Consider the following 20,501-nt stretch of genomic DNA (forward strand, 5'->3'; position numbering starts at 1 on the left):
TCTATCCTAACAATGTTTACTGAATTAATGGTTAATTATCCTATAAAAAGCACATAGTAAATGCATCCTGCCACACTTAAATGAGGTGATTGCATACATGAGATTTCTAGAGCGAGGCTCACAGAAAAAGAGAGCAAAAGATGTTATTCCCCCCGTATCCGAAACAAATGAGCAAACAGCAAAGCCTTCATTAGCCCATACCTTGGATGAATTCCATGACTGTGTAGACATCGTCCACAAATCTTATCCAGATAATTGTATTGATATTGTGTTTTTTGGTCATCAGGTTAACAATGACAGGCTTTATCAGGAGGTAGAGGAGCCTCTGCTAAAGGCAGGCGCCGACAAAATGCGTTCGCTTTTAAATCAATCGCAATATTTCCTTGTTACTGATATGAAGGAATTAATTATTGGAATTTTAGCTGGTCGCGCAGCTATTTTTTTTGAAGACGATGTTCATCTGATCGATGTTTTCGGTCCACAATCTCGTACTGTATCTCAATCCGAGACAGAATCCGTTATAACAGGGCCCCATGATGCTTTTACGGAACAGGCCGGTGTTAATCTATCCTTAATTCGTCAACGCATTAAAAGCTCACATTTAAAAGTAATCAAGCTGTCAGTCGGAGAAGTGACAAAGACGGATGTCTATCTTCTATATATTAAAGATATCGTTAATATGGCCTATGTGGACGAAGCTATTAAGAGAATTACCAACATGGAGATCGATGCTGTATTTGATACCAATATGCTGCTTCAATACATGGATGATTTCCCTTACTCAATCTTTCCCCAATTTCTTACTTCAGAACGTCCGGAGGGCATTGCTTCCAAATTAGTTTCTGGTCGTGTTGTCGGCATCGTGGATGGCAGTCCCTCAGCCTTTAGCGCTCCAACTTCTTTTTTCGAATATTTCTCTTCCTCGGATGATTACTATCAGCGCTGGATGCTTGGAAGCGCCAGCAGACTGCTGCGATTTACTGCACTCGCTATTACGTTATCATTCACTGCGCTATATGTATCGATCACTACTTATCATTATGAGATGATACCAGAGAATCTGCTTCTCACCCTCTCTGAATCAAGAAGCAAAGTCCCCTTTCCCCCTCTGTATGAGGCGCTGTTTATGGAAACGACTATAGAGCTTCTAAGAGAGGCCGGTGCCCGGCTGCCTTCCAAAATCGGTCAAACCATCGGTATCGTTGGTGGTATTGTTATCGGACAAGCCGCTGTCCAAGCAGGCCTAACCAGCAACATTCTAATCATTGCTGTTGCTTCCTCGGCAATCGCATCTTTTGTTACACCAACCTATGTCATGAGTGCATCCGTTCGTCTTCTTCGATTCGGTCTGATTATTCTGGCAGGAGTAGGAGGCAACTTTGGATTGACTGCTGGAATAGCGCTAATTGTCATCCATTTGAGCGGGCTGACCAGTCTAGGCTCCTCGTATCTTACACCGGTTGCCCCTTTCAAACCGAATGATTGGATGGATACCTTTATTGTTGCGCCCTTCAAATTTTTATCGGAGAGGCCTAATCAGGTTAAGTCACCTAATAAAGTGAAAAATAAAATGAAAGAATGAGGATGAGCTGACATGAAGGAATATTTATCACAATTTCACGTAACTCTTCTCCTCTACATGACACAAACCGGTACGGTTATCATTACCCTCCCCCGACTCTTAGCCGTACATTTCGGAACGAATGGATGGCTTGGTTTGTTCGCTATAGGTGGAATCGTTTCTCTTAACCTGTTACTAATCTCTGCTGTATATCGTTTAGGTAATGGACAATCGATCTTCGTCATTATGGAGAACTCGATTCCCAAATTCATTTTGTATCCCTTTTATATCGTATTAGCCTCACTGTGGGCGATTATAGGTTGTCTCGTTGCCAAACAATATGTTCTCATCTTCCAGATGATTGCTTTTCCGACGACAAATCCTATGCTATTCAAGCTGGTGCTTGATGTCATTGCCTTCCTCTTAATAATCAAGAACATCTACAATATTGCAAAAGCCGCAACTGTATTTTTTCTGCTTATTTTTTGGATGATGATATTAATATTTTATTTTTTTGGAGATTTTCAATGGTCTAGGCTCACCCCTTTCATTTTCCAAGAAAGTAATCTAACCATAAGCAGCTTCTCCTCCATTTACACTGCTTTTCTCGGATATGAAGTATGTCTACTGCTCTTTCCCTATACCAACAAAAAAACCAAGTTAATAAAAGCTGCTCAGATTAGTAATTTGATGACTACAATTAGTTATTTGTTCATCAGCTTGATTATATTTGGGTTCTATGGTTACAAACAATTAAAGACGCTTCAATTTCCTCTGCTCAATTTATTGGCCTATATTCAATTTCCATTTGTTCAAGGCACTCAGAATCTGCTGTTTGGCTTTTTAATGTTTTCTATCCTCGTTACGATCGTGATGTATTGGTGGGGAGCTAAGGAAATCAGTCAAAGAGTATTCCGGATTCACGACAAGCTGCTGATCTTCCTTATTTTGTTAGTCGTCTATTGCGTCTCTTATATTCCTACTACAATTCGCGATGTGGAGAACTGGCTGACCTATCTGGGATATACAGAGATAGGAATTGCATTCACCCTTCCCATCGGCTTGATCCTGCTCCTATTTGTACAAAGAATGAGAGGTAAGACAGCATGAATAAAAGTTGTGTCATCACCGGCATGCTCATCCTGCTTGCTCTTCTGACGGGATGCGGCGATCAGCGTATTTTGGAGAGAACGGGATTCATTCAGACTATAAGCTATGACTTCGCGTCAAATCGGAAAATCAAAGTTGCGATTAGTGTTCCGGTATCCAATCCTGATATCAAAAATTCGAGACAGGTTATGGAAACAGTAGCGAAAAGCAGCAAAGAGGCAAGAATAAATCTGTCCAGGCAAACTGACTTATATTTAGTTAACGGACAATTGCGGACAACGCTGTTTGGATTACCATTAGCAAAAAATGGTCTCTGGAGCTATCTGGATAGCCTAATACGAGACCCTAATATTTCGGAGAAAGTAAAATTTATTATCGTAAATGGAGACGCCGGCAGCTTAATACATAAGAACTATAAAGCATTTCCTCTAACAGGCAAATATATCGACCGTCTGACCAAGAAGGAAGCTAGAAGCAATAAAATACCGGCAACTACTATTTATTCTTTTGTCAGGGATTATAGAGATGATGGCATTGATCCAATTGCTCCAATGATTAGAGATAATGGGGATACGATTACGATCGATGGGATTGGTATTTTTCATGACGATAAATATGTAGGCAGAATAGACTCGAAGGATTCTATTATTTTGTCCTTTCTGCGAGGAAGCTTCAAACATGGGGAGATCAGTCTTGATCTATCGCAATCCGGCTCAACTGTTATGTTGAGCTCTTTGAATAGTACGAGGAAAGTGAAAATTTCACAGGAAGAGAATGAATCCATCCATATTGCAATTCATGTAGAGGTAATGGCATCCGTATTAGAATATATTGGTGAATTAAAGCTTAGCGAGGATTCCGACAGACATAAGCTTGAAGCTGAATTAGGAGCCATTACCAATCAACAAGCCGAACAGATCATAACCTATATCCAGCAGAAAAAAGCCGATAGCCTTGGTATCGGCACATCTGTCCGAAACAGCATGTCCTACCAAGCATGGAAGGAGCTGAATTGGAGCGAGAAATATCCAACTATTAAGATAGAATGCAATATTCATTTCAAAATAAAGGATTATGGGTTCCGCGAATAACTAGCTCCCTGTTAGTCTACGATGTTCCAGCCATAAGGATATACCGTAACAACTTCCAAATCAGGGCTCACAATAACACGGTATTTCTTATTCTCAACTTGACCATCTAGCGAAATATTTCCTTTTCTTTTAATAACGACTTTATATTTATTGTCTTGCGACTGGTTGATAATAACTTCTGCAATATGGATAATATCCTTCATCGTAGTGGTTTCATCGAATAAGGAATGATACTCAGAGCGTTTATGTCCATCCCAGTACTTGGGGTGATGCTCAGACAATATCGCTTTCATTCCTCTATTCTTTGAACCGTATTTAAACGCCACTTCATAATTGGTACCAATCACCCGAATGTCTTGTAACACCGGGTTAGAGGTTGTCGACCAAGCAATCTCATCAAATTCTTTCTTGATTGCACTTGCCGTGTGGCTTTCCGTAGCTTGGTTATGCCTTTCGGCAGCAGCGTAGAGAATTACAATAGATAAAAAAATAATAAAGACTATCATTTTTTTCTTATGCAAAATAGCGCCCCCTTGAACTGCAATAGTCTCTAGCTACTATTCATTATAACGTAAAAACAAGGTTTGCCAGTTATTAACTGACAAACCTCATAATTCTAATGTATTCCATATTTAATTATATTTCATTCTTACTAACAAATGATCCTCTAAAAAGGCGGCTGCTCACCTCCGTTTTTATAGGCAGTTAAGGACCATCGTTCTATATAAAATGAAAAAAATTGGAAATTGGTTATTCCATCCTTTTCCCATGTTTCGGTGAAGGTGACGATGTACTTTTCTTCATCCGTTTCTTTTACACTTGTTTCTCTTGTAACTCGATAACCTTTAATCTCTCCTTCCCACTTGCCGATCTGATCGGGGAAACGATCTATATTTGTTCCGCTTCCCCCTGTAGCAGATGCAACTGCGTCTTCCTTTGTAAAGGGCGGCATAGGGGGAGACATCAGCTCCAGAACGCCCCAAGACAATGCATAGACAACAACTGGAATGATAAGGATACTCTTATTATGGAACAATCGATGTGCGAGCCCTCTGTCAATAGCCGCATATAGCATAGCAGCCAGCATGCCGCAAAGTGCCATCTCTATATTAAATCCAGGAATATATTGAAATAATAGACCGAGTGGCAGCCCAAAAACACCATGTAAAAGCACATATAACCAAGAAGGCATCGCCACCCATTTCTGCTTCACCCACTCTATGCCAATGGATACCGCATTTCCATAGATTAGTATAATCACTCCAACATACATCATGTAGATGAACGCCCAGCTCATAAGTTGATATCCAGCGCTATAATTGGACTCTCGGTCAGCATCGAATACATATAAAGAAGCCATTGCAAGAGAAATAAATAAGGTAGCGACAATAGTCGTGATTGCTTTTCGAATTAGAATGCCTGCTAGATTATAATTCGCCACGGTGTCCTTTCCTCCTATACTGTCTTTTATTAATTATAGCCAACTAACTGGACTCACCACAGTTCTAATTTTCATAGGACCCTCATGGGAAATAATCTTGCCGTATTAATAACAAACAGACCTCCTGCCCGTTCGGCATGGAGGTCTGTTTGTTATTGTGCTATAACGAATTAGATCAAATCGGCTTGCTGCAGCAAGCGCTCAATAAGGGTCGCTGTCTCTGCTCTCGTTACATTATGCAGAGGATTCAGCTTATTCTCATTGCCAGCAGCAATCCCGTAGCGTACGTTCAATGCTGCCGCCTGCTTGGCCCAGCCGCTGAACTGATCCGCATCAGCGAATGGAGCGAGCATAGCTTCTTGTTGCTCCTTTGTTATGGATGTATCCATTGCTGAGATTACCATTGCCTTAGCGATAATTGCCATCGCCTCTTGTCTTGTTATAGTCTGAGCTGGTCGGAACGTTCCATCCGAATAGCCTTGCACCAAACCATAAGAAGAACCTATCGACACTGCTTCATAGAACCAAGCGGTTTGCTTCACATCCTTGAAAGCTGGCATTTGTTCTGCCTTCTGCAAGCCTAACGCTCTGATCACGATCGCTGTAAATTCAGCTCTCGAAATAGCATTGTCGGGTAAATAATGCTGATCATCAGCACCTTGAAGGACTAGGCGTGACGCCATATTTTCTATGCTGCCTTGTGCCCAGTGCCCCGTAATATCGCTGAACGAACGTTCATTATAAATAACCGCATATACGCTATTCGTCAAGCTATTGATAATCGCATAATACTTTCCGTCCATTTGCTTAACCTTCGTTGGTACATGAATCATACGGCCATCAGGCTTCATAACGACGCCTGTTGTGATCTTGGAAGGATCAACGCCTGCCGGGATAGCAATGCTTCTCTCGACATACGAATTGAACTGATCAACGCTGATTTCCTGACCGCCATAGACTGCCGTAATGTGAAAATTAACTGCCGGCGCAATAAGCTTCATTCCCCCGGAAGCATCCGGTACGAAGGAGATTTCGCTGTCTGGTACATTCGTAATGGTCACACGTACTTTAATATCCGCTAACTCCACAGTTGATCCAAGCTGTCTAGAAATCGCATCTACATTGATTTCAGAAGCAGGCAACGTGTAAGTCGTATTTTCTGTTTTCAACTCTAGCATGGCATTCTTAGCTTCCATATTCTTAACGATCTGTGCATTCAATTCTGCGATAACCTTATCGGACTTATTCAGAACGGGGATCGTTAACACATAGCCCTCGCTAAACGAAGCCAGCTTTGCAATCAGCTTCTTCTCGTCAAGTGCGACAGTTGTTGCCTTCTTATTATCCACCGTTGCAATATGGGCTGTAGCTAGCGTATCCTCAGCCTGCCCATTAAGTGTAATCGTCACATTCTCATCCTTGTTGCCAGGAAGCACTGGTGTACCTCCGCTGTTGCCTCCTGTGTTGCCGTTGTTGCCTCCGTTGCCGTTATTTCCACCGTTGCCTGTCTCTCCTCCAGGTGCAGGAGCAGCGATCTGACTGTCCGTAATCGCGACATCGGACCAGCTGATAATACGGCCTGAACTATCGACGGACACAACATAAATATGCTGACCGCTCGTTACTGCAATATCGCGGTTATTGGATAATTCCGTCGTATAGCCCAAAGCTGAAGCATCTGCACCGATCAACGGCTGAGAATAAGCTCCTGCCGTGCCAATAACATACTTCAATGTCGATTCATCATTCACACCTGTTACTTGCGTCGTTCCTGGCGTACTGCCCTTTCCAAAGGTCAGGCCTTCAACTACCGGCGCAGAACGCGCGATATTCTCATCGGCTACTTCTATATCGGACCATTTCACGATATGTCCTGCGCTATCCACAATTACAGCATAAATATGCTGGCCGCTCGTTACTGCGATATCGCGGTTATAGATCAGCTCCGTTGTGTAGCCCAACTCAGCCGCATCTGCTCCCACTAACGGTTGCGTATAGTCTCCCGCTGCCCCGACTGCATACATAATTCCCGGAACATCAGGCATTCTTATTGGTTTCGTTGTGCCAACCTCACTGCCTGGTGCCCAGTTCAGCCCTGTAAGCGCAGGTGCAAGCTCTGGCGCAGCAGGAAGAGTAGTAAATTTTACCTTTGTCGGCATTGCCTGCAAATTCAGTTGATTATCCTCTGCTGCAATATAGAGATCATACGCCGTACCTGGCGCCAGACCTGTCAGCTCAATAGGAGCCTCCATATTAGCCAGAAGAGTAATATTGCCCTTCACATCTGCAGTGTCGCCAGCTTGGTTGGTTCCCGCCTTTACTTGGTCAGAGCTTGGCATAGCGCTTCCTGCTGGAACGACTACATAATAAGCTGTACCTGGCTCATTAATCTTCACTAATACGCTTGCACTATTCTGCTTTACATCATCCGCTTTAGGATAACCAAATACATGCTCAGGTGCAGTATCCATAGGCGGGAGTTGTCCTAGATCATTGTTGCCCCAGCCTATAACCGTTCCGTCCGTTTTCATCACCAACGCATGCGCGCCTCCAGCATAGATCGAAGCTACGTTTGTTAGGCCTTGAGGAACTTGTAGAGGCTGTCCTCCCCCCCACACTACGATAGTCCCATCATCCTTCAGCGCCATAGAATAGGAGCTTCCAGCCGCAATAGCTTTGACATTCGTCAGGCCAGCAGGAACATTAGTCTCACCGTTATTGTTGAATCCCCAGCCTACAACCGTTCCGTCTGATTTCAGCGCTAGCGTATGGTTCAAGCCGGCAGCTATTGCTGTTACATCTGTAAGATTAGCTGGAACCGTGCTTTGCCCATAGTTATTGAGTCCCCAGGCCGTAACCGTTCCATTCCCTTGAAGGGCTACAGCATGGGCATTTCCTGCCGCTATTGCGATAACATCCGTTAAGCTTGCAGGAACCGAGCCGTAACCGGTATACCCCCATTGGCGAACAGTCCCGTCTATTTGTAGAGCCAGCGAGATTCCTCCGCCCGCTGCTATTGCGCCAACTACGCCTAAATCTGCTGGAACAGTAGCTTTTCCACTAACATTGTACCCCCAAGCTGTAACTTTGCCTTGATCATCAAGTGCCATCGCGTGATTCTCGCCAGCTGAGATAGCAATAACATCTGATAAGCCACTTGGAATTGTCGCTTGTCCAAAATTATTATGGCCAATGCCTGTAACCGTGCCATCATTTTGCAGCAACAAGGTGAAATATCTACCTGCTGCTACAGCCTGAACGCTCGATGAAGACTTGGCTTGTACAATACCAGCAAGATTGATTTGTCCGATCACTAGAAGAATAATAATCACAGGGTAAAGCTTGGCATGAATTTTTTTCCACTGAAGCATTCTCATAAGTTATCTCCCTTTTCTGAGCTCTAGATGTTTTTCTATCCGAATAATAACAATTACGCTCTGAACATTTTCCCAACAAAATAAAAAAAACCGCGAAATTTGTCGTTTCGCGGCATAAAATAATCACGTATGAACCTTGATCCGGCTACTCTATTACCTGCCCAAGCTTATACTTCTTCTGCTCATGCAGCCTGTCCGCCGCGCCAATATTGCCAGTTTCCCTATAATAGATCAGTAGTCGGCTATAATACTTCTCCACGTAGGGCTCCAGCTCGATCAATCTTCGCAAGAGCAGCTCTTGCATGATGCCAACCGTATCTTCGGACAACTGATCAAGCTGACGGACATAATGCGAATGAAGCTCATATCTTCTGCTTTCTGCCCAGTTATAATGCTCCGTCTCCAAGTATCCGCCCCGATATAACGAGAGCAGCTCCTCTATATCATCGACGTATTCTCCAGAACGCAAGTATGTATCGAGTCTGGTTTTATCGCAAACGATATTGTGCGTCTGCATCCAATAACGCTCGTCCCCGAAGGCGACCATCTCTGGATAACCTTCTGCCTTCAGCTTATTCCGCAAGTTGTATAGTGTCGTATGAAATAATGACTGGGCACGCTCAGGAGAAAGCTCCGGCCACAAGTCATCCAGAATGCGATACCGATAGACTGGTTCTCCTCCATGATGCCATAAATAAGCAAACAGCTCCTTCGTTTTCTTCGTACGCCAAGTGACAAGCTGCCCATCCTCCGCATATAGCTCCAGACTGCCAAGCACCTTAAGATGCAAGGTTTTAGATAGCTGCTCGCTGCCTGGCTGTTCTTCTCTGCCAGACGAATCGCTCGCCTTCTCTATACCACCAGCGTTACGCTTCGCACCTTTTGTATATAGGGCCTTATACCGCTCTAACGTCTTGACCAGCCGATCCTTAGCAACCGGCTTAAGTAAGTAGCCAATCGCATTCGTCTCGAAAGCATCGACCGCATATTGATGATAAGCGGTAACGAAAATAATCTCTGCTTCTGGACAGCTGCTTACCAGCAGTTCTGCCCCGGCTAGTCCATTCATTCCCGGCATTTGGATATCTAGAAAGATCAAATCTGGCTGCAGCTTGGCCGCTTGCTCAACCGCTTCTGAGACTAGCCCGAATTTGCCTACAATCGATATTCCTCCAACTTCTTGAAGCAGAATCTCCAAAACATCATTCGCGATCTCTTCGTCGTCAATTAATATGGCTCTCACGAACATTTCCTCCTGGTATATGAAACTTGATCTGTGTGCCTTCTCCTTGTTGGCTATGAATGCTCAGCTTCTGTCCATACAGCATTTGCAGGCGGCGGTTTACATTGCGCGTGCCGACTCCGGAGGCAAGATCATTATGAAGCAGCGATACATCCTCTTCATTCATTCCCATCCCGTCATCCTCCACTCGAATATCGACCCCGCTTCCGCTCTGGGAGATCATTATAGTTACTGTACCGCCCGAAGGCTTCGGCCCAATTCCGTGACGCACCGCGTTTTCTACAATCGGCTGCAGCGTGAGAGGAGGCAACAGGCAAGATAGTCCCTCATCAATCTGATAGCGAACCTGAAGCCGATCACCAAACCGAAGCTGTTCGATTGCCAGATAGGCTTGAACGAGCTCTAATTCCTTATCCACTGACACAAGCTCACCTTGGAATACAAATGTAAATTTCGCCCGCAGGTAAGTCGTCAAATGCTGTATCGTCTCGCGGAGCTTATCTACATCTTTATAGCTAAGCCCTACCAATGCATTGAGGCTGTTATACAGAAAATGCGGTGTAATCTGTGCCTGAAGGAAATCCATTTCTTTGCGAACAGCTTGTTCCGATGAGCTCTTCATCGCCAGCAGAGATTGCATTCTTGCCTTTAGCTCAGCGAGCTCAAATGGCTTCTGCAAAATATCATTGGCTCCATGAGCGAAGGAAGCTACGATATCTCCGGTCTGGCCCGAAGCGGTGAGCATCAATACCGGAAGCTGGGCTAATCCCTGCAAAGAGCGAATTTCTCTGCATACATCCAATCCCGAGATGCCCGGCATCATCAAATCCAGCAGCACCAAATCCGGTGCCGGGGCTTGGCGCAGCTCCGCCAATGCTTCTTCTCCGTTGGCGACCGCGGTATATCCATATTTCATTGAGGATACGGCATCAATTAATATTTTCAGATTGGAAGGCTCATCATCCACGATTAGAATATGGAATTCATCCTCCTGCACCTCTCGCAGGATACCAGATAGCCGTGTGAATTCCCCCATATCTTGATAATCGGCTGCGGCAGCTGATTCCTCCTTCACTCCTCGTGCAAGCGGCAGTGTAAACGTGAAGCATGAACCGACTCCGACCTCCGATTCCAGCTCCATCTTGCCTCCTTGCAGCTCGACCAGCTGTTTGGAAATACTCAACCCCAGGCCGATTCCTTCCCGAGGACGAATCCCCTCTTCGTTATATTGAACGAAGGGCTCAAATAAATTATCCATGGCCGCCGCCGGAATGCCTCTCCCCGTATCCGTAATGGACACGATCATCATGTCCTCGTTATGTCGAGCGGTCAGCTTGACCGTGCCTCGCTCGGTATATTTCAGGCCATTCTCCAGCAGGTTATGCAAAATTTGGCGGAGTCGATTCTCGTCTGCCTCCACCAAGGGGAGCAGCTCAGGCAGCTCATTAATCAGCTTAACCTCCCTTTTAACCGAGGAGATGGATAACGCCTCAATGACAAACCGAGCGGACATTCCCAGATCTACAGCGGTCCGATGCATCGTCAACTGACCATAGCGTATCTGGTTCATATCGAGGATATCATGCACTAAGCCAGCGAGCCGCCGGCCTACCAGATTCAAGAGCTGGATATTGTCCCTATGCTCCAATTGAAGCGGCTGTGCACGGTCTTCCAGAAGCGATTGCGACAAATTAATAATGCCATGCAGCGGGGTGCGAAGCTCATGCGAGGTTTTCGCAAGAAATTCATCCTTTTGACGGTCATAATCAATCAGCTGCTTTGTCAGACGCTCACTTTCTTGATAGGAATCCCGGAACCTAGCAGACATAAGGAAGGCTTGGGAGAACACAAGCAGCAGCGGCGTAACAATCATGTAATAGGGATTGTCGAGCGCCAGCTGATAGCGGAATTGTGCATAAATCCAAGATACGATAAGAAAGAAAACGCCTAGCATAATATAATAGGTATCTTGTATGCTCTGGCTCTTGCTGCGGAATAGAGTGACGAATACAAAAATAAATACAAGGATAGGCAGCAGCATATTCAGCCAAAGGGTAGATGGCAAATAAGAGTTGGGAAGCAACGTTATTACTACGAAATAGAAGTAAGCAATTCGTCTCAGCCATCTAAAAAAGGCATTATCCTTCTCACTCAGGTAACGATAAATATATTGAAAAAAGAACAGGAACGAAAGAAGAGGAAGCAAAAAAAGCATTTTTTGCAGCCATGGAAAGGTAAGCGACGGGAACATCGTAATAGCTAGAATCTCATTATCAAAGCTGAAAAACAGTCCTGTCGCCAAGCAAAACAAGCTGAAATGCATCAAATGCGGTTCATTCCGCCAATGCTTGATCATGCCGACATAATAGAGCCCGAATACGAGCAGCATCGTTACAAGAATAATATCTACCAGCCTGGATCTATCACGGCGTTCCAGCACATTGTTCATAAGGCCGAATTCAGGCGCTTGAACCAATCCGCCATCAAGATACTCGTAGCTGGCCACCTGAATAATGATCTCGACCATTCCCGTCTCCGCTTTAGCTGTGCCGAAGAAAGGAATGTTGCTCGGAACGAAGCTGTCCGCTGACAAGGAAGGATGACCGCTGCCCCCCACATCTGCACCATTTATATAAATCTGGCTGGAGAGGCGGATTTTTTTTCCGCGAAGGCTGTAGATGTCGGTCTTATTTACATGAATGAGCAACCGGTAGGTTCCCGCTCCGAATCCATTGCTGGAATCCAAAACATCCTTCCAGTTGCCGGGCACATGAACTATACTACGCTCTGAAGCTCGTCCCTCCCTGTCCTTTGCAAAATCCTCTGGTTTCAGCAGCTCTCCCTCGTAAAATTCCCACTCCCCTCGCAGCGGAATAATGCCTTGCTTGGCAAAATCCCACTGACTTGCATCCAGCACTCCTTGGCGTGCCTCTGGAAAGGGCACAGTGGGATGCAGCCATTCAAATATGAAAATAAAAGTAATAGCGAAAAAAATACCAATTACGCCCAGAAAAATAACCAAATTTTTATTCATCGTCTTAATCATGTGCTTATTATAGTTAGTAGAGAATAGGGATGTAAATACTTTTCAATTCACTTCAATATATAAAGCACTTCACGCAAAAAAAAAAGAGGTCTCTATTCAGCAATAACTGAAGAGTCCTCTCTCAATAAAATTAATAGCTTTGCATCTATTCTGTAATGAGTCCATACGCTGTAATTCGTCTAATTCTGCTTGATACAAACATAGATACAACATAGGCCAGCACGACAATTATGACACATAGCAAGACGACTAATGGCACTTTCACAATAAATTGCACATTGTAAATGCCAGCACTTGAGAGCAGCAGCGTAAGGACCGAGTTCGTATATAGACTGCCAATTACACCGCCGATAATAACGCCGATGATGACAATAGGAACAAAGCTCCAAGCGATCTGAGTCATAAGCTGAAGAGTCGTGAATCCTGTCGCTTTCAGAATGCCAAACTCTCTCTTGCGTCTTAGAATCATCGTTTTGATAACCAAATATAGAATCAGCGTGACGACGAGTACTGTAATAGCAAGAATAATAATCATAACAGCTAGTACCGCCGAAATATAAATGCTGCTCTGGCTGCCTAATATTTCGTCAATATCTATTGTATCCTGAATTTGATCTCCATGCTCCGCTTTGAGCTCCCTTATAAAGTCGGCATTGCTTACATCTTTCAGATAGACATTAATAGATGTAGCATTATAATCGGGCTTTAGATGCTCTATGCCTGGTATGGTTAATGAAGCGATCTGGCCCATAAAATTGATAGATTGGCTGAGCCCGGTAATCAAATAGGAATGAGTCGCCTCTCCTAGCTTCACCTCTACCGTATCCCCAATATTTTTGTGAAGCAGCTTGGATATGGCTCCTGAAATTGCAATTTCATTATCGTATTTGGGGCTTCTCCCTTTGTATACGGTATTATTTTCAAGCTTGCTGTAGTCATCCGATATATTCGTGTAAAAGCTATCTCCATCAATCGTTACGAGGAGTACATCTAATATCGTCGTCTTTTCTACACCCTTCATTTGCTCCAGCTCTGCTCGCAGCTTCTCACTGTCTACATCGGACTTGGACTGTACGTAGACACTGGACGACTCTGAACCAACCAGATGAATGAAGGCCTGCTTATCCACGGCGATATTATAATACAATACGACCGAAAAGACCGATGCAAAGGTAATGGCTGCAATAATACTGGCAATCATTATATTTTGTTTGCTATTCATAATCATGGTTTTGCAAGCCAGTACAAAATGCATCCCTCCCTTCGCTTTCTCAAGCGGGAATACATTCTTCTTGAAGCTGTGTGTCAAGATGCCTCCTCGCAGGGCAGCGACGGGAGCGAGCTTATTAATACGCCTAGACGACAGCAAGGTTACCGCCAGCACTAATACGGCAACGAGTGCTATGCTAATTAGATTAATGCTTCCGTTGAAGCCTTGCGGCCACAAAAGCCCTGCCATGGACGATATAATCCCGCCAAATACGGGCATTACAGCATAAGAGACCGTTACGCCAATGACCGCTGCCGCCAGTGCGATTAGCATGAACTGCCATACTATCGAGGCCAGAATCTGTCTGCTCGTGTAACCGACCGCTTTCAGTACGCCAATATTGACCATCCCATCGTCGATAATGTTCGTCACACGAAACTTAATAACGATGAGAGATACAATGACAATGACTGCGGCGAATGCGACTAGAATCATAGCGACAATGTTGATGCTCATCGTATTAACGCTTTTAATCATCCCAAAGTCTGTTCCCCAAAAAGGATAAGAGGACTTCCCAGCATCTTCGTTCATAAATTTCTTCGTATAATCACTGAGCAGGTCAGCCGCTCGGGAGCTGTCTGCCAAGGTCATGGACATAAGCGTACCACTTGCTGATTCACCGAGTTCATTGGACAGTTGCTGATAAGCCGCATCCGGCAAAAAGAATTTCATCATGCCCATGTTATTGGTACCGAGCATCGTTGTCTCGAAAAAGCCAGCAACACGATAAGTATATTCCTTATCCTGATAGATGATCGTCATCGGATCGCCTAGCTTGTAGCCGCCGCTTGCTTTGAAGCTGTAAGATACATAGATATCATTCTGTTGGCTCATATCCAGCTTCTCTATCAGCTTCATCGGCGATAGATTGCGAGTGGAGGCTGCATTAAGCAGCGATGTGCCAATGCTCAAATCGCTGTCGCCGTATTTGAACTTTGCCATTCCCATCAGGATGATTGATTCCGTCTCTGTTTCTCTAATGCCCGCATAGCCTTTCACGAAATCCTCATAGGGCTGCTTAAAGTTGTTACTGTGCATAATCATCGTGACATGCGCATCATGCAGCTCTTCAACCTTATCCTCGAAAAAAGTGTTCATCGTCGAAATGACCGTCATTCCCAGATTAAGCAGCAGCGCCGCTATAAAAAATAAAAGGAATAGGGAAATTGCCGCACTTTTTCCTTTTCTAATATTGGCCATGGCGAGCTTAACGATATTCATCCTACCACCCCATTTCAGCGAGGAATGCTTTTAGCTGCTCATGCCGAGCATGATTACTGTCTTTGGTATAAGGCTCAAGCCTGAGGTCACCGCAAATAACGCCATCCCGCAAATATAATACTCTGCTGCCTCGCAGCGCAGTCTTGATGTCATGGGTAACCATCACAATGCTTTGTCCATTCTGGTTAACCTCTGTCATAACATCCAGCACACTGTCGCTTGAAGCAGAGTTGAGCGCACCAGTCGGCTCATCGGCGAACACGATTTTGGGATGATTAATCAATGCGCGTACGATCCCCGCCCGCTGGGCTTCACCCCCGGATAGCTGAGAAGGGAATTTGCCCCAAGACGCCTCATGCAAGCCCACTTGAGCTAGCAATTTTTTGGCCCGCAGCACGATTTCTTGCTTCTTTTTGCTGACAAGCAAGCCGCTGGTCAATACGTTATCCAAAACACTCATATTGTCCAGCAAATAGACTTGTTGGAACACAAAGCCGCAATTATTCCTTCTAAAAATCGCAAGCTGATCATTATTCAGCTTAGCGATACTCGTCTCCTCGAAGCGGATCTCGCCCAAGGTCGGCTTATCCATGCCTGACAATGCGTAGAGCAAAGTCGATTTGCCCGAGCCGGAGCTGCCCATAATAACGGTAAAGTCCCCCGCCATCAGACTAATATCCAGATTTTTCAGCACATGCTGCTGGATGCCGCCACTTGAAAAGGTTTTGCATAGTTTGTCCGTCCGTACAATAACCTGCTGCATAACATCATCACCCTTATGGTCCATTTATTAATCCCAATAAAAATAAGACTGCAAATGCTTTTACAGTCTTATCATACAAGAGCAATTCTTAGTTAATCTTTGTCCATTCCTTAACCGTTTCTTAAATCGCTCAGGCGAGCTTAATCTTGAGCCTGACGGTGAAGCCATCCTTACGATTGTGACATTCAATATCTCCTTGCATATTCCGCATGAGGTATTGGGAGATATACAAGCCAAGCCCTGATCCGCTTTGTCCCTCTACGTTGGTGCCTCTATAAAATTTATTGAACAACAGCGGCAATTCCTCTGCGTCTATACCCGGTCCATAGTCAATAATGTCAATCTCCAGGTGAGTGCGGTTTATGCGAGAAGCAATCGTGACAGGAGTCCCGGCATATTTGTAGGAGTTGCTCACAATATTATCAAATACCTGCTGAAGTCGCGTCACATCCGTTAAGAGGATACATGGCGGAATCGGATCATAGCTAATCTGGTCATCGTAATTCACATTCGCGATCATCCCATCCAGAACACCGCTGAATTCCTCAGCAATCGTAACCTTCAGCTCCTTAAGCTCCTCCAAGGTTGCATGGAACATATCCGTTACGAGGAGGTTAATCTGCTCTGCTTTTGAATAAATCGTATTTAATTGCTTGATCACTTTCTCATCCACAGCTCTCATCAGCATCAGCTCGCTAACAGCCTTAATAGAGGAGACTGGTGTTTTGATATCATGGCTAAGGCTGGCAACAAGCTCTTTCTTGCTGCGATTCGCCACATATTCACTTTGACGCGCAGCAGCCAATTCCTCACGCATAATATCAAAGCTTTCGGTAAAAGCGCCGAACGGATTGTTTTTATCCATCGTTAACGGGATGTCCAGATTTCCCCTCGCTACATTGAGTGCGAAGCTCTGCAGCTTCTTGAAGGGCCTTAGAACCGTATGATGAATGATGAGCATATAGATCACGCACAGCACCGTTAATGTAGTAAAAAGCAGCACAATGATGAGAACCAATTGTTCCTTCATCCTCTGTATTGTTTCTTTATCCTTATTATGAATAATGAGCTTGCCTACAGTAGTGCCGTTGATTACCACATCTATAATGGCATCTCTATTTTTGAGCGCCTCGTTAATCGTTGTAGCAATGCCCTCCCTATTCTGATAAATGACATCGCCATTATTGTCCAGAACAACGAACGACTGCTTCAATGTACGGTAATCTCCTTGCTGAGCCTGCCCCCAATGGCTCTCGACTGTCTTTACCGTTTCATTGATGGCAACAAGATCCACATCATTATTCTTATTGGTCATCATCACAAGAATAGAAAATACAATACCTGCAATAAAAACAGCTATGAGAATGAAGAAAAGTCCTTTGATCCTCATGCCCTTCCATCCTCGAGGACATATCCTGTTCCCCACACCGTTTTGATATATTCCGGCTGGTTAGGGTTAGCCTCTAATTTTTCGCGCAAATGGCGGATATGGACATTTAATGTTCCATCACCGGTGAAAGAGTCGCCCCATACGTTGTGGAACAGCTCTTCTTTCGTAATTACTCTGTTTTTGTTTCTAACCAAATAGCAAATCAATTTATATTCCAATGCTTTGAGCTTTATATCAACGCCGTCTACACGGACTCGGCACAGCATACTGTCAATTTTCACCCGACCGAACTCCAGCATCTCGGTGGGATTGCTGTTCCCGTATCTTTTGAGCACGGCCTTAACCTTGGCAAGCAATATGCTAAGTGTATAGGGCTTTTGTATGTAGTCGTCTCCCCCAATATTCAGAGCAATTAGAATATCGTCATCGCTGGAGCGGGCACTAATGAACAGAATCGGAATCTGCGTCGTCTGTCGTAGTTTTTTGCACAGATCAAAGCCCGAGGTATCCCCCAGATTAATGTCCAACAGAATCAATGACGTCTCATTCTCTTGCAAAAACTGCATACATTCCTCTGCACCCGTTACATAAGCAGCTTTGACCTCGAACATATTAAAGTACTCACTCGTTGTCTCTGCCAACACCATCTCATCGTCCACAATTAAACAATCATAGTTCATCCCTGTTTCTCCATTAGCTTATAGAATAATTATAAAATAGTTATAAAAAATAGTGAAAGTGTTCGTTTATAGCGTATCCATAAGATAACATGAGAAAGCAGGCTTCGGATATGCTTAATTGAATATTATGGATAGAACGATATGAGTCTACCTCACTCTTCTATGAGCCTGAACTCACCATATCGCCTGCTTTCCCATACCTATCGAGTATTGTATGAGTCTAGACTCATAGCTCAGGAGCCTAGCTTCCTGATGTATGAGGTTAGACTCATACATCAACGCTGCCAGCACCAAAGCGTCCGCATTATAGTCGCTTTTCCTCATACATATAGCGCAATCGCCTCACACGCATAACCGTTCCCATAGGACAACTAAAGAAGAGAAATGCCTAAGTCTAAATATGAAATATGTATAACACCTTGCAAGTTACTCAACTGACGATCCCCCTGCAATCGAACGTAACCACCAGCCTCATCTTACTATCTACTTGCTCATTATCTAATTTCTCATATAGAAGAGTAATTCTACTTGCTCACATGTGTGATGAGCATCTACGTAACGAGTCATATATGAGTCTACCTCACTCTTCTATGAGCCTGTTCTCACTATACTGCCTGCTTTCCCGTGCTTAACAAGTGTTCTATGAGTCTAGACTCATAGCTCAGGAGCCTAGCCTCCTGATGTATGAGGTTAGACTCATACATCAACGTTGCCAGCACCAAAACGTTCGCATTGTAGACGCTTTTCCTCATACATTAGCGCAATCGCCTCACACGCATAACCATTCTCAGGAGAATCGGAAGCTGCGAGACAACATGCCTATAAATCTTCTACACACAAATCATTAGCCCCTACAGGAGCCAAACAATGTCGGAGGCGTAGAAAATTATTAACGATCTTGTATACCCCTTCTATATTCCTTCTATATTCCTTCTATATTCCTTCTATATTCCTTCTACAATTCTTTTCGAGCGTGCAGCTACTTCGCTGAATAGCTCATCCTCATTAATAGTAAGGAGCTGTCGGTGCTTCATAAGAATGTTGCCATTAACAATCGTGGTATCGACATCTGCTCCATTCACGCTGTAGGCAAGCAAAGATTCAATATGATGGATCGGTTGTAGATGCGGCTTATTGCAGTCAACGAGAATAAGATCTGCTTTCTTGCCTACCTCTAAAGTACCCACTTCTTCATCTATCTTGAGCAGTTTAGCACTCTCGCTTGTAGCCATGCGCAGAGCCTGAATAGCCGGGAGCCTGGTAGGGTCTCCATAATCCAGCTTTTGCAGCCAAGAAGCTGCTTTAATTTCCTCGAACATATCTACCGTCGTCGCACTTCCTGCTCCATCCGTTCCAAGGCCTACAGTAATCCCATGTCTGACCATCTCGGATATTGGTGCGATGCCGCAGCCCAGCTTGAGATTGCTAACTGGATTATGAGCGATACCGCCCCTCATCCCCCTTAATCTCCTAATATCGAGACGGTTCAAATGCACGCCATGAGCGAGCAGAACATGCGCTTGTTCGAACATCCCCAGCTCATCCAGATATTCTGTCGGAGTCTGATTATATTTCTCCCTAATTTTAACGACTTCCTCTTGGGTCTCCGCCAAATGAATATGCAGCGGCACCCCCGTTCGTTCAGCAAGCGCGATTAATTCCTTTAACGGATCCGGAGGGCAGGTATAAGGAGAATGGGGACCATACATCGTCGTTATTCTTCCGTCTGCTTTCCCTGACCAGCGTTCAATCAGATCCACAGCTTCCGTCATTCGCCTGCCCCCGTCATTTTCTAGAAAAACGAGTCCTCTCGTTAATGAAGCACGCATGCCAACTTCTTCAACAGCTTCTGCGATTTCATTCATATGAATATACATATCTGCAAAAGCCGTTGTACCCGACTTAATCATCTCGGCCATAGACAGCTTCGCTCCCCAATAAATATCCTCGGGCGTCATCCTCCCCTCGGCAGGAAGCATCTTTTTGTCCAGCCAGTCCATTAACTTAAGATCATCAGAGAATCCTCTCAGCAGACCCATCGGGGTATGCTGATGCGCGTTAATTAGCCCAGGCATTGCCATGAAATTTCGCCCTAGAATAACCTCATCCGCCTGCACGGCAATATCGGCTTCCATCGCGGCAATTGTATCCCCATCAATTAATAGATCCCCTATGAATGGTGCCCTGTCTGTCATTGTGACGATTCTAACGTTCTTAATTAATATTTTCATTAGCATAATCCCTCCTATTTGCATTCGTCCTGCATAGAAGGTTACACCTTTCCGTTGCGTGAAGGTCAATACTTAAA

General features: G+C 44.5%; 13 protein-coding genes. 3 read left to right on the forward strand and 10 right to left on the reverse strand.

Annotated elements, in window-relative coordinates; genetic code table 11:
- Positions 1–97: 97 nt before the first annotated feature.
- From AC50YO_RS04165 to AC50YO_RS04175, 3 genes are read left to right on the forward strand one after another with little or no spacing between them, the layout of a single operon-like run.
- Positions 98–1,582 carry a spore germination protein gene (locus AC50YO_RS04165; RefSeq protein ID WP_494843590.1) on the forward strand — a complete coding sequence of 495 codons (1,485 nt, stop codon included), beginning with the start codon at positions 98–100 and terminating at the stop codon, positions 1,580–1,582.
- Between the two features lie 12 nt (positions 1,583–1,594).
- Entirely contained in the window at positions 1,595–2,671 is a 1,077-nt protein-coding gene (locus tag AC50YO_RS04170; RefSeq protein ID WP_494843592.1) for a GerAB/ArcD/ProY family transporter, read from the forward strand.
- Complete coding sequence (locus AC50YO_RS04175; protein ID WP_494843594.1) at positions 2,668–3,762, forward strand: Ger(x)C family spore germination protein; 1,095 nt, start codon at positions 2,668–2,670, stop codon at positions 3,760–3,762. The genes AC50YO_RS04170 and AC50YO_RS04175 overlap by 4 nt, the downstream gene beginning before the upstream one ends.
- An 11-nt stretch (positions 3,763–3,773) precedes the next feature.
- Here AC50YO_RS04175 and AC50YO_RS04180 read toward each other — a convergent pair whose 3' ends face one another.
- The 10 genes from AC50YO_RS04180 to AC50YO_RS04225 all read right to left on the reverse strand — a co-directional run bounded on the left by AC50YO_RS04180 (position 3,774) and on the right by AC50YO_RS04225 (position 20,424).
- The gene (locus AC50YO_RS04180; RefSeq protein ID WP_494843596.1) at positions 3,774–4,283 is read right to left on the reverse strand and encodes a hypothetical protein; all 510 of its coding nucleotides are present in this window, start codon (positions 4,281–4,283) and stop codon (positions 3,774–3,776) included.
- A gap of 146 nt (positions 4,284–4,429) precedes the next feature.
- Entirely contained in the window at positions 4,430–5,203 is a 774-nt protein-coding gene (locus AC50YO_RS04185; protein ID WP_494843598.1) for a hypothetical protein, read from the reverse strand.
- A gap of 170 nt (positions 5,204–5,373) precedes the next feature.
- Positions 5,374–8,580, reverse strand: coding sequence for an S-layer homology domain-containing protein (locus AC50YO_RS04190; RefSeq protein ID WP_494843600.1), 3,207 nt, complete (start codon positions 8,578–8,580; stop codon positions 5,374–5,376).
- 145 nt (positions 8,581–8,725) lie between these two features.
- A complete protein-coding gene (locus AC50YO_RS04195; RefSeq protein WP_494843602.1) occupies positions 8,726–9,823 on the reverse strand; it encodes a response regulator in 1,098 nt (365 codons plus the stop codon).
- Positions 9,804–12,869, reverse strand: coding sequence for an ATP-binding protein (locus AC50YO_RS04200; protein WP_494843604.1), 3,066 nt, complete (start codon positions 12,867–12,869; stop codon positions 9,804–9,806). Before AC50YO_RS04200 ends, AC50YO_RS04195 begins: the two co-directional genes overlap by 20 nt.
- Positions 12,870–13,014: 145 nt before the next feature.
- Positions 13,015–15,360, reverse strand: a complete 2,346-nt coding sequence (locus AC50YO_RS04205; protein ID WP_494843606.1) for an ABC transporter permease — start codon at positions 15,358–15,360, stop codon at positions 13,015–13,017.
- A gap of 1 nt (position 15,361) precedes the next feature.
- On the reverse strand, positions 15,362–16,147 hold the full coding sequence (locus AC50YO_RS04210; protein WP_494843608.1) for an ABC transporter ATP-binding protein: 786 nt from the start codon (positions 16,145–16,147) through the stop codon (positions 15,362–15,364).
- A 106-nt stretch (positions 16,148–16,253) separates the two neighbouring features.
- Positions 16,254–17,513 carry a HAMP domain-containing sensor histidine kinase gene (locus AC50YO_RS04215; RefSeq protein ID WP_494843610.1) on the reverse strand — a complete coding sequence of 420 codons (1,260 nt, stop codon included), beginning with the start codon at positions 17,511–17,513 and terminating at the stop codon, positions 16,254–16,256.
- Entirely contained in the window at positions 17,510–18,193 is a 684-nt protein-coding gene (locus tag AC50YO_RS04220) for a response regulator transcription factor (protein WP_494843612.1), read from the reverse strand. The genes AC50YO_RS04215 and AC50YO_RS04220 overlap by 4 nt, the downstream gene beginning before the upstream one ends.
- A gap of 944 nt (positions 18,194–19,137) precedes the next feature.
- A complete protein-coding gene (locus AC50YO_RS04225; protein WP_494843614.1) occupies positions 19,138–20,424 on the reverse strand; it encodes an amidohydrolase in 1,287 nt (428 codons plus the stop codon).
- Positions 20,425–20,501: the final 77 nt, after the last annotated feature.

The organism is Paenibacillus sp. J22P59 (assembly GCF_059383895.1).

Coding starts and splice junctions, on each gene's coding strand:
- AC50YO_RS04165 (WP_494843590.1), top strand. CDS start 98: ATGAGATTTCTAGAGCGAGGCTCACAGAAAAAGAGAGCAAAAGATGTT.
- AC50YO_RS04170 (WP_494843592.1), top strand. CDS start 1,595: ATGAAGGAATATTTATCACAATTTCACGTAACTCTTCTCCTCTACATG.
- AC50YO_RS04175 (WP_494843594.1), top strand. CDS start 2,668: ATGAATAAAAGTTGTGTCATCACCGGCATGCTCATCCTGCTTGCTCTT.
- AC50YO_RS04190 (WP_494843600.1), bottom strand. CDS start 8,580: ATGAGAATGCTTCAGTGGAAAAAAATTCATGCCAAGCTTTACCCTGTG.
- AC50YO_RS04200 (WP_494843604.1), bottom strand. CDS start 12,869: ATGATTAAGACGATGAATAAAAATTTGGTTATTTTTCTGGGCGTAATT.
- AC50YO_RS04205 (WP_494843606.1), bottom strand. CDS start 15,360: ATGAATATCGTTAAGCTCGCCATGGCCAATATTAGAAAAGGAAAAAGT.
- AC50YO_RS04210 (WP_494843608.1), bottom strand. CDS start 16,147: ATGGACCATAAGGGTGATGATGTTATGCAGCAGGTTATTGTACGGACG.
- AC50YO_RS04215 (WP_494843610.1), bottom strand. CDS start 17,513: ATGAGGATCAAAGGACTTTTCTTCATTCTCATAGCTGTTTTTATTGCA.
- AC50YO_RS04220 (WP_494843612.1), bottom strand. CDS start 18,193: ATGAACTATGATTGTTTAATTGTGGACGATGAGATGGTGTTGGCAGAG.
- AC50YO_RS04225 (WP_494843614.1), bottom strand. CDS start 20,424: ATGAAAATATTAATTAAGAACGTTAGAATCGTCACAATGACAGACAGG.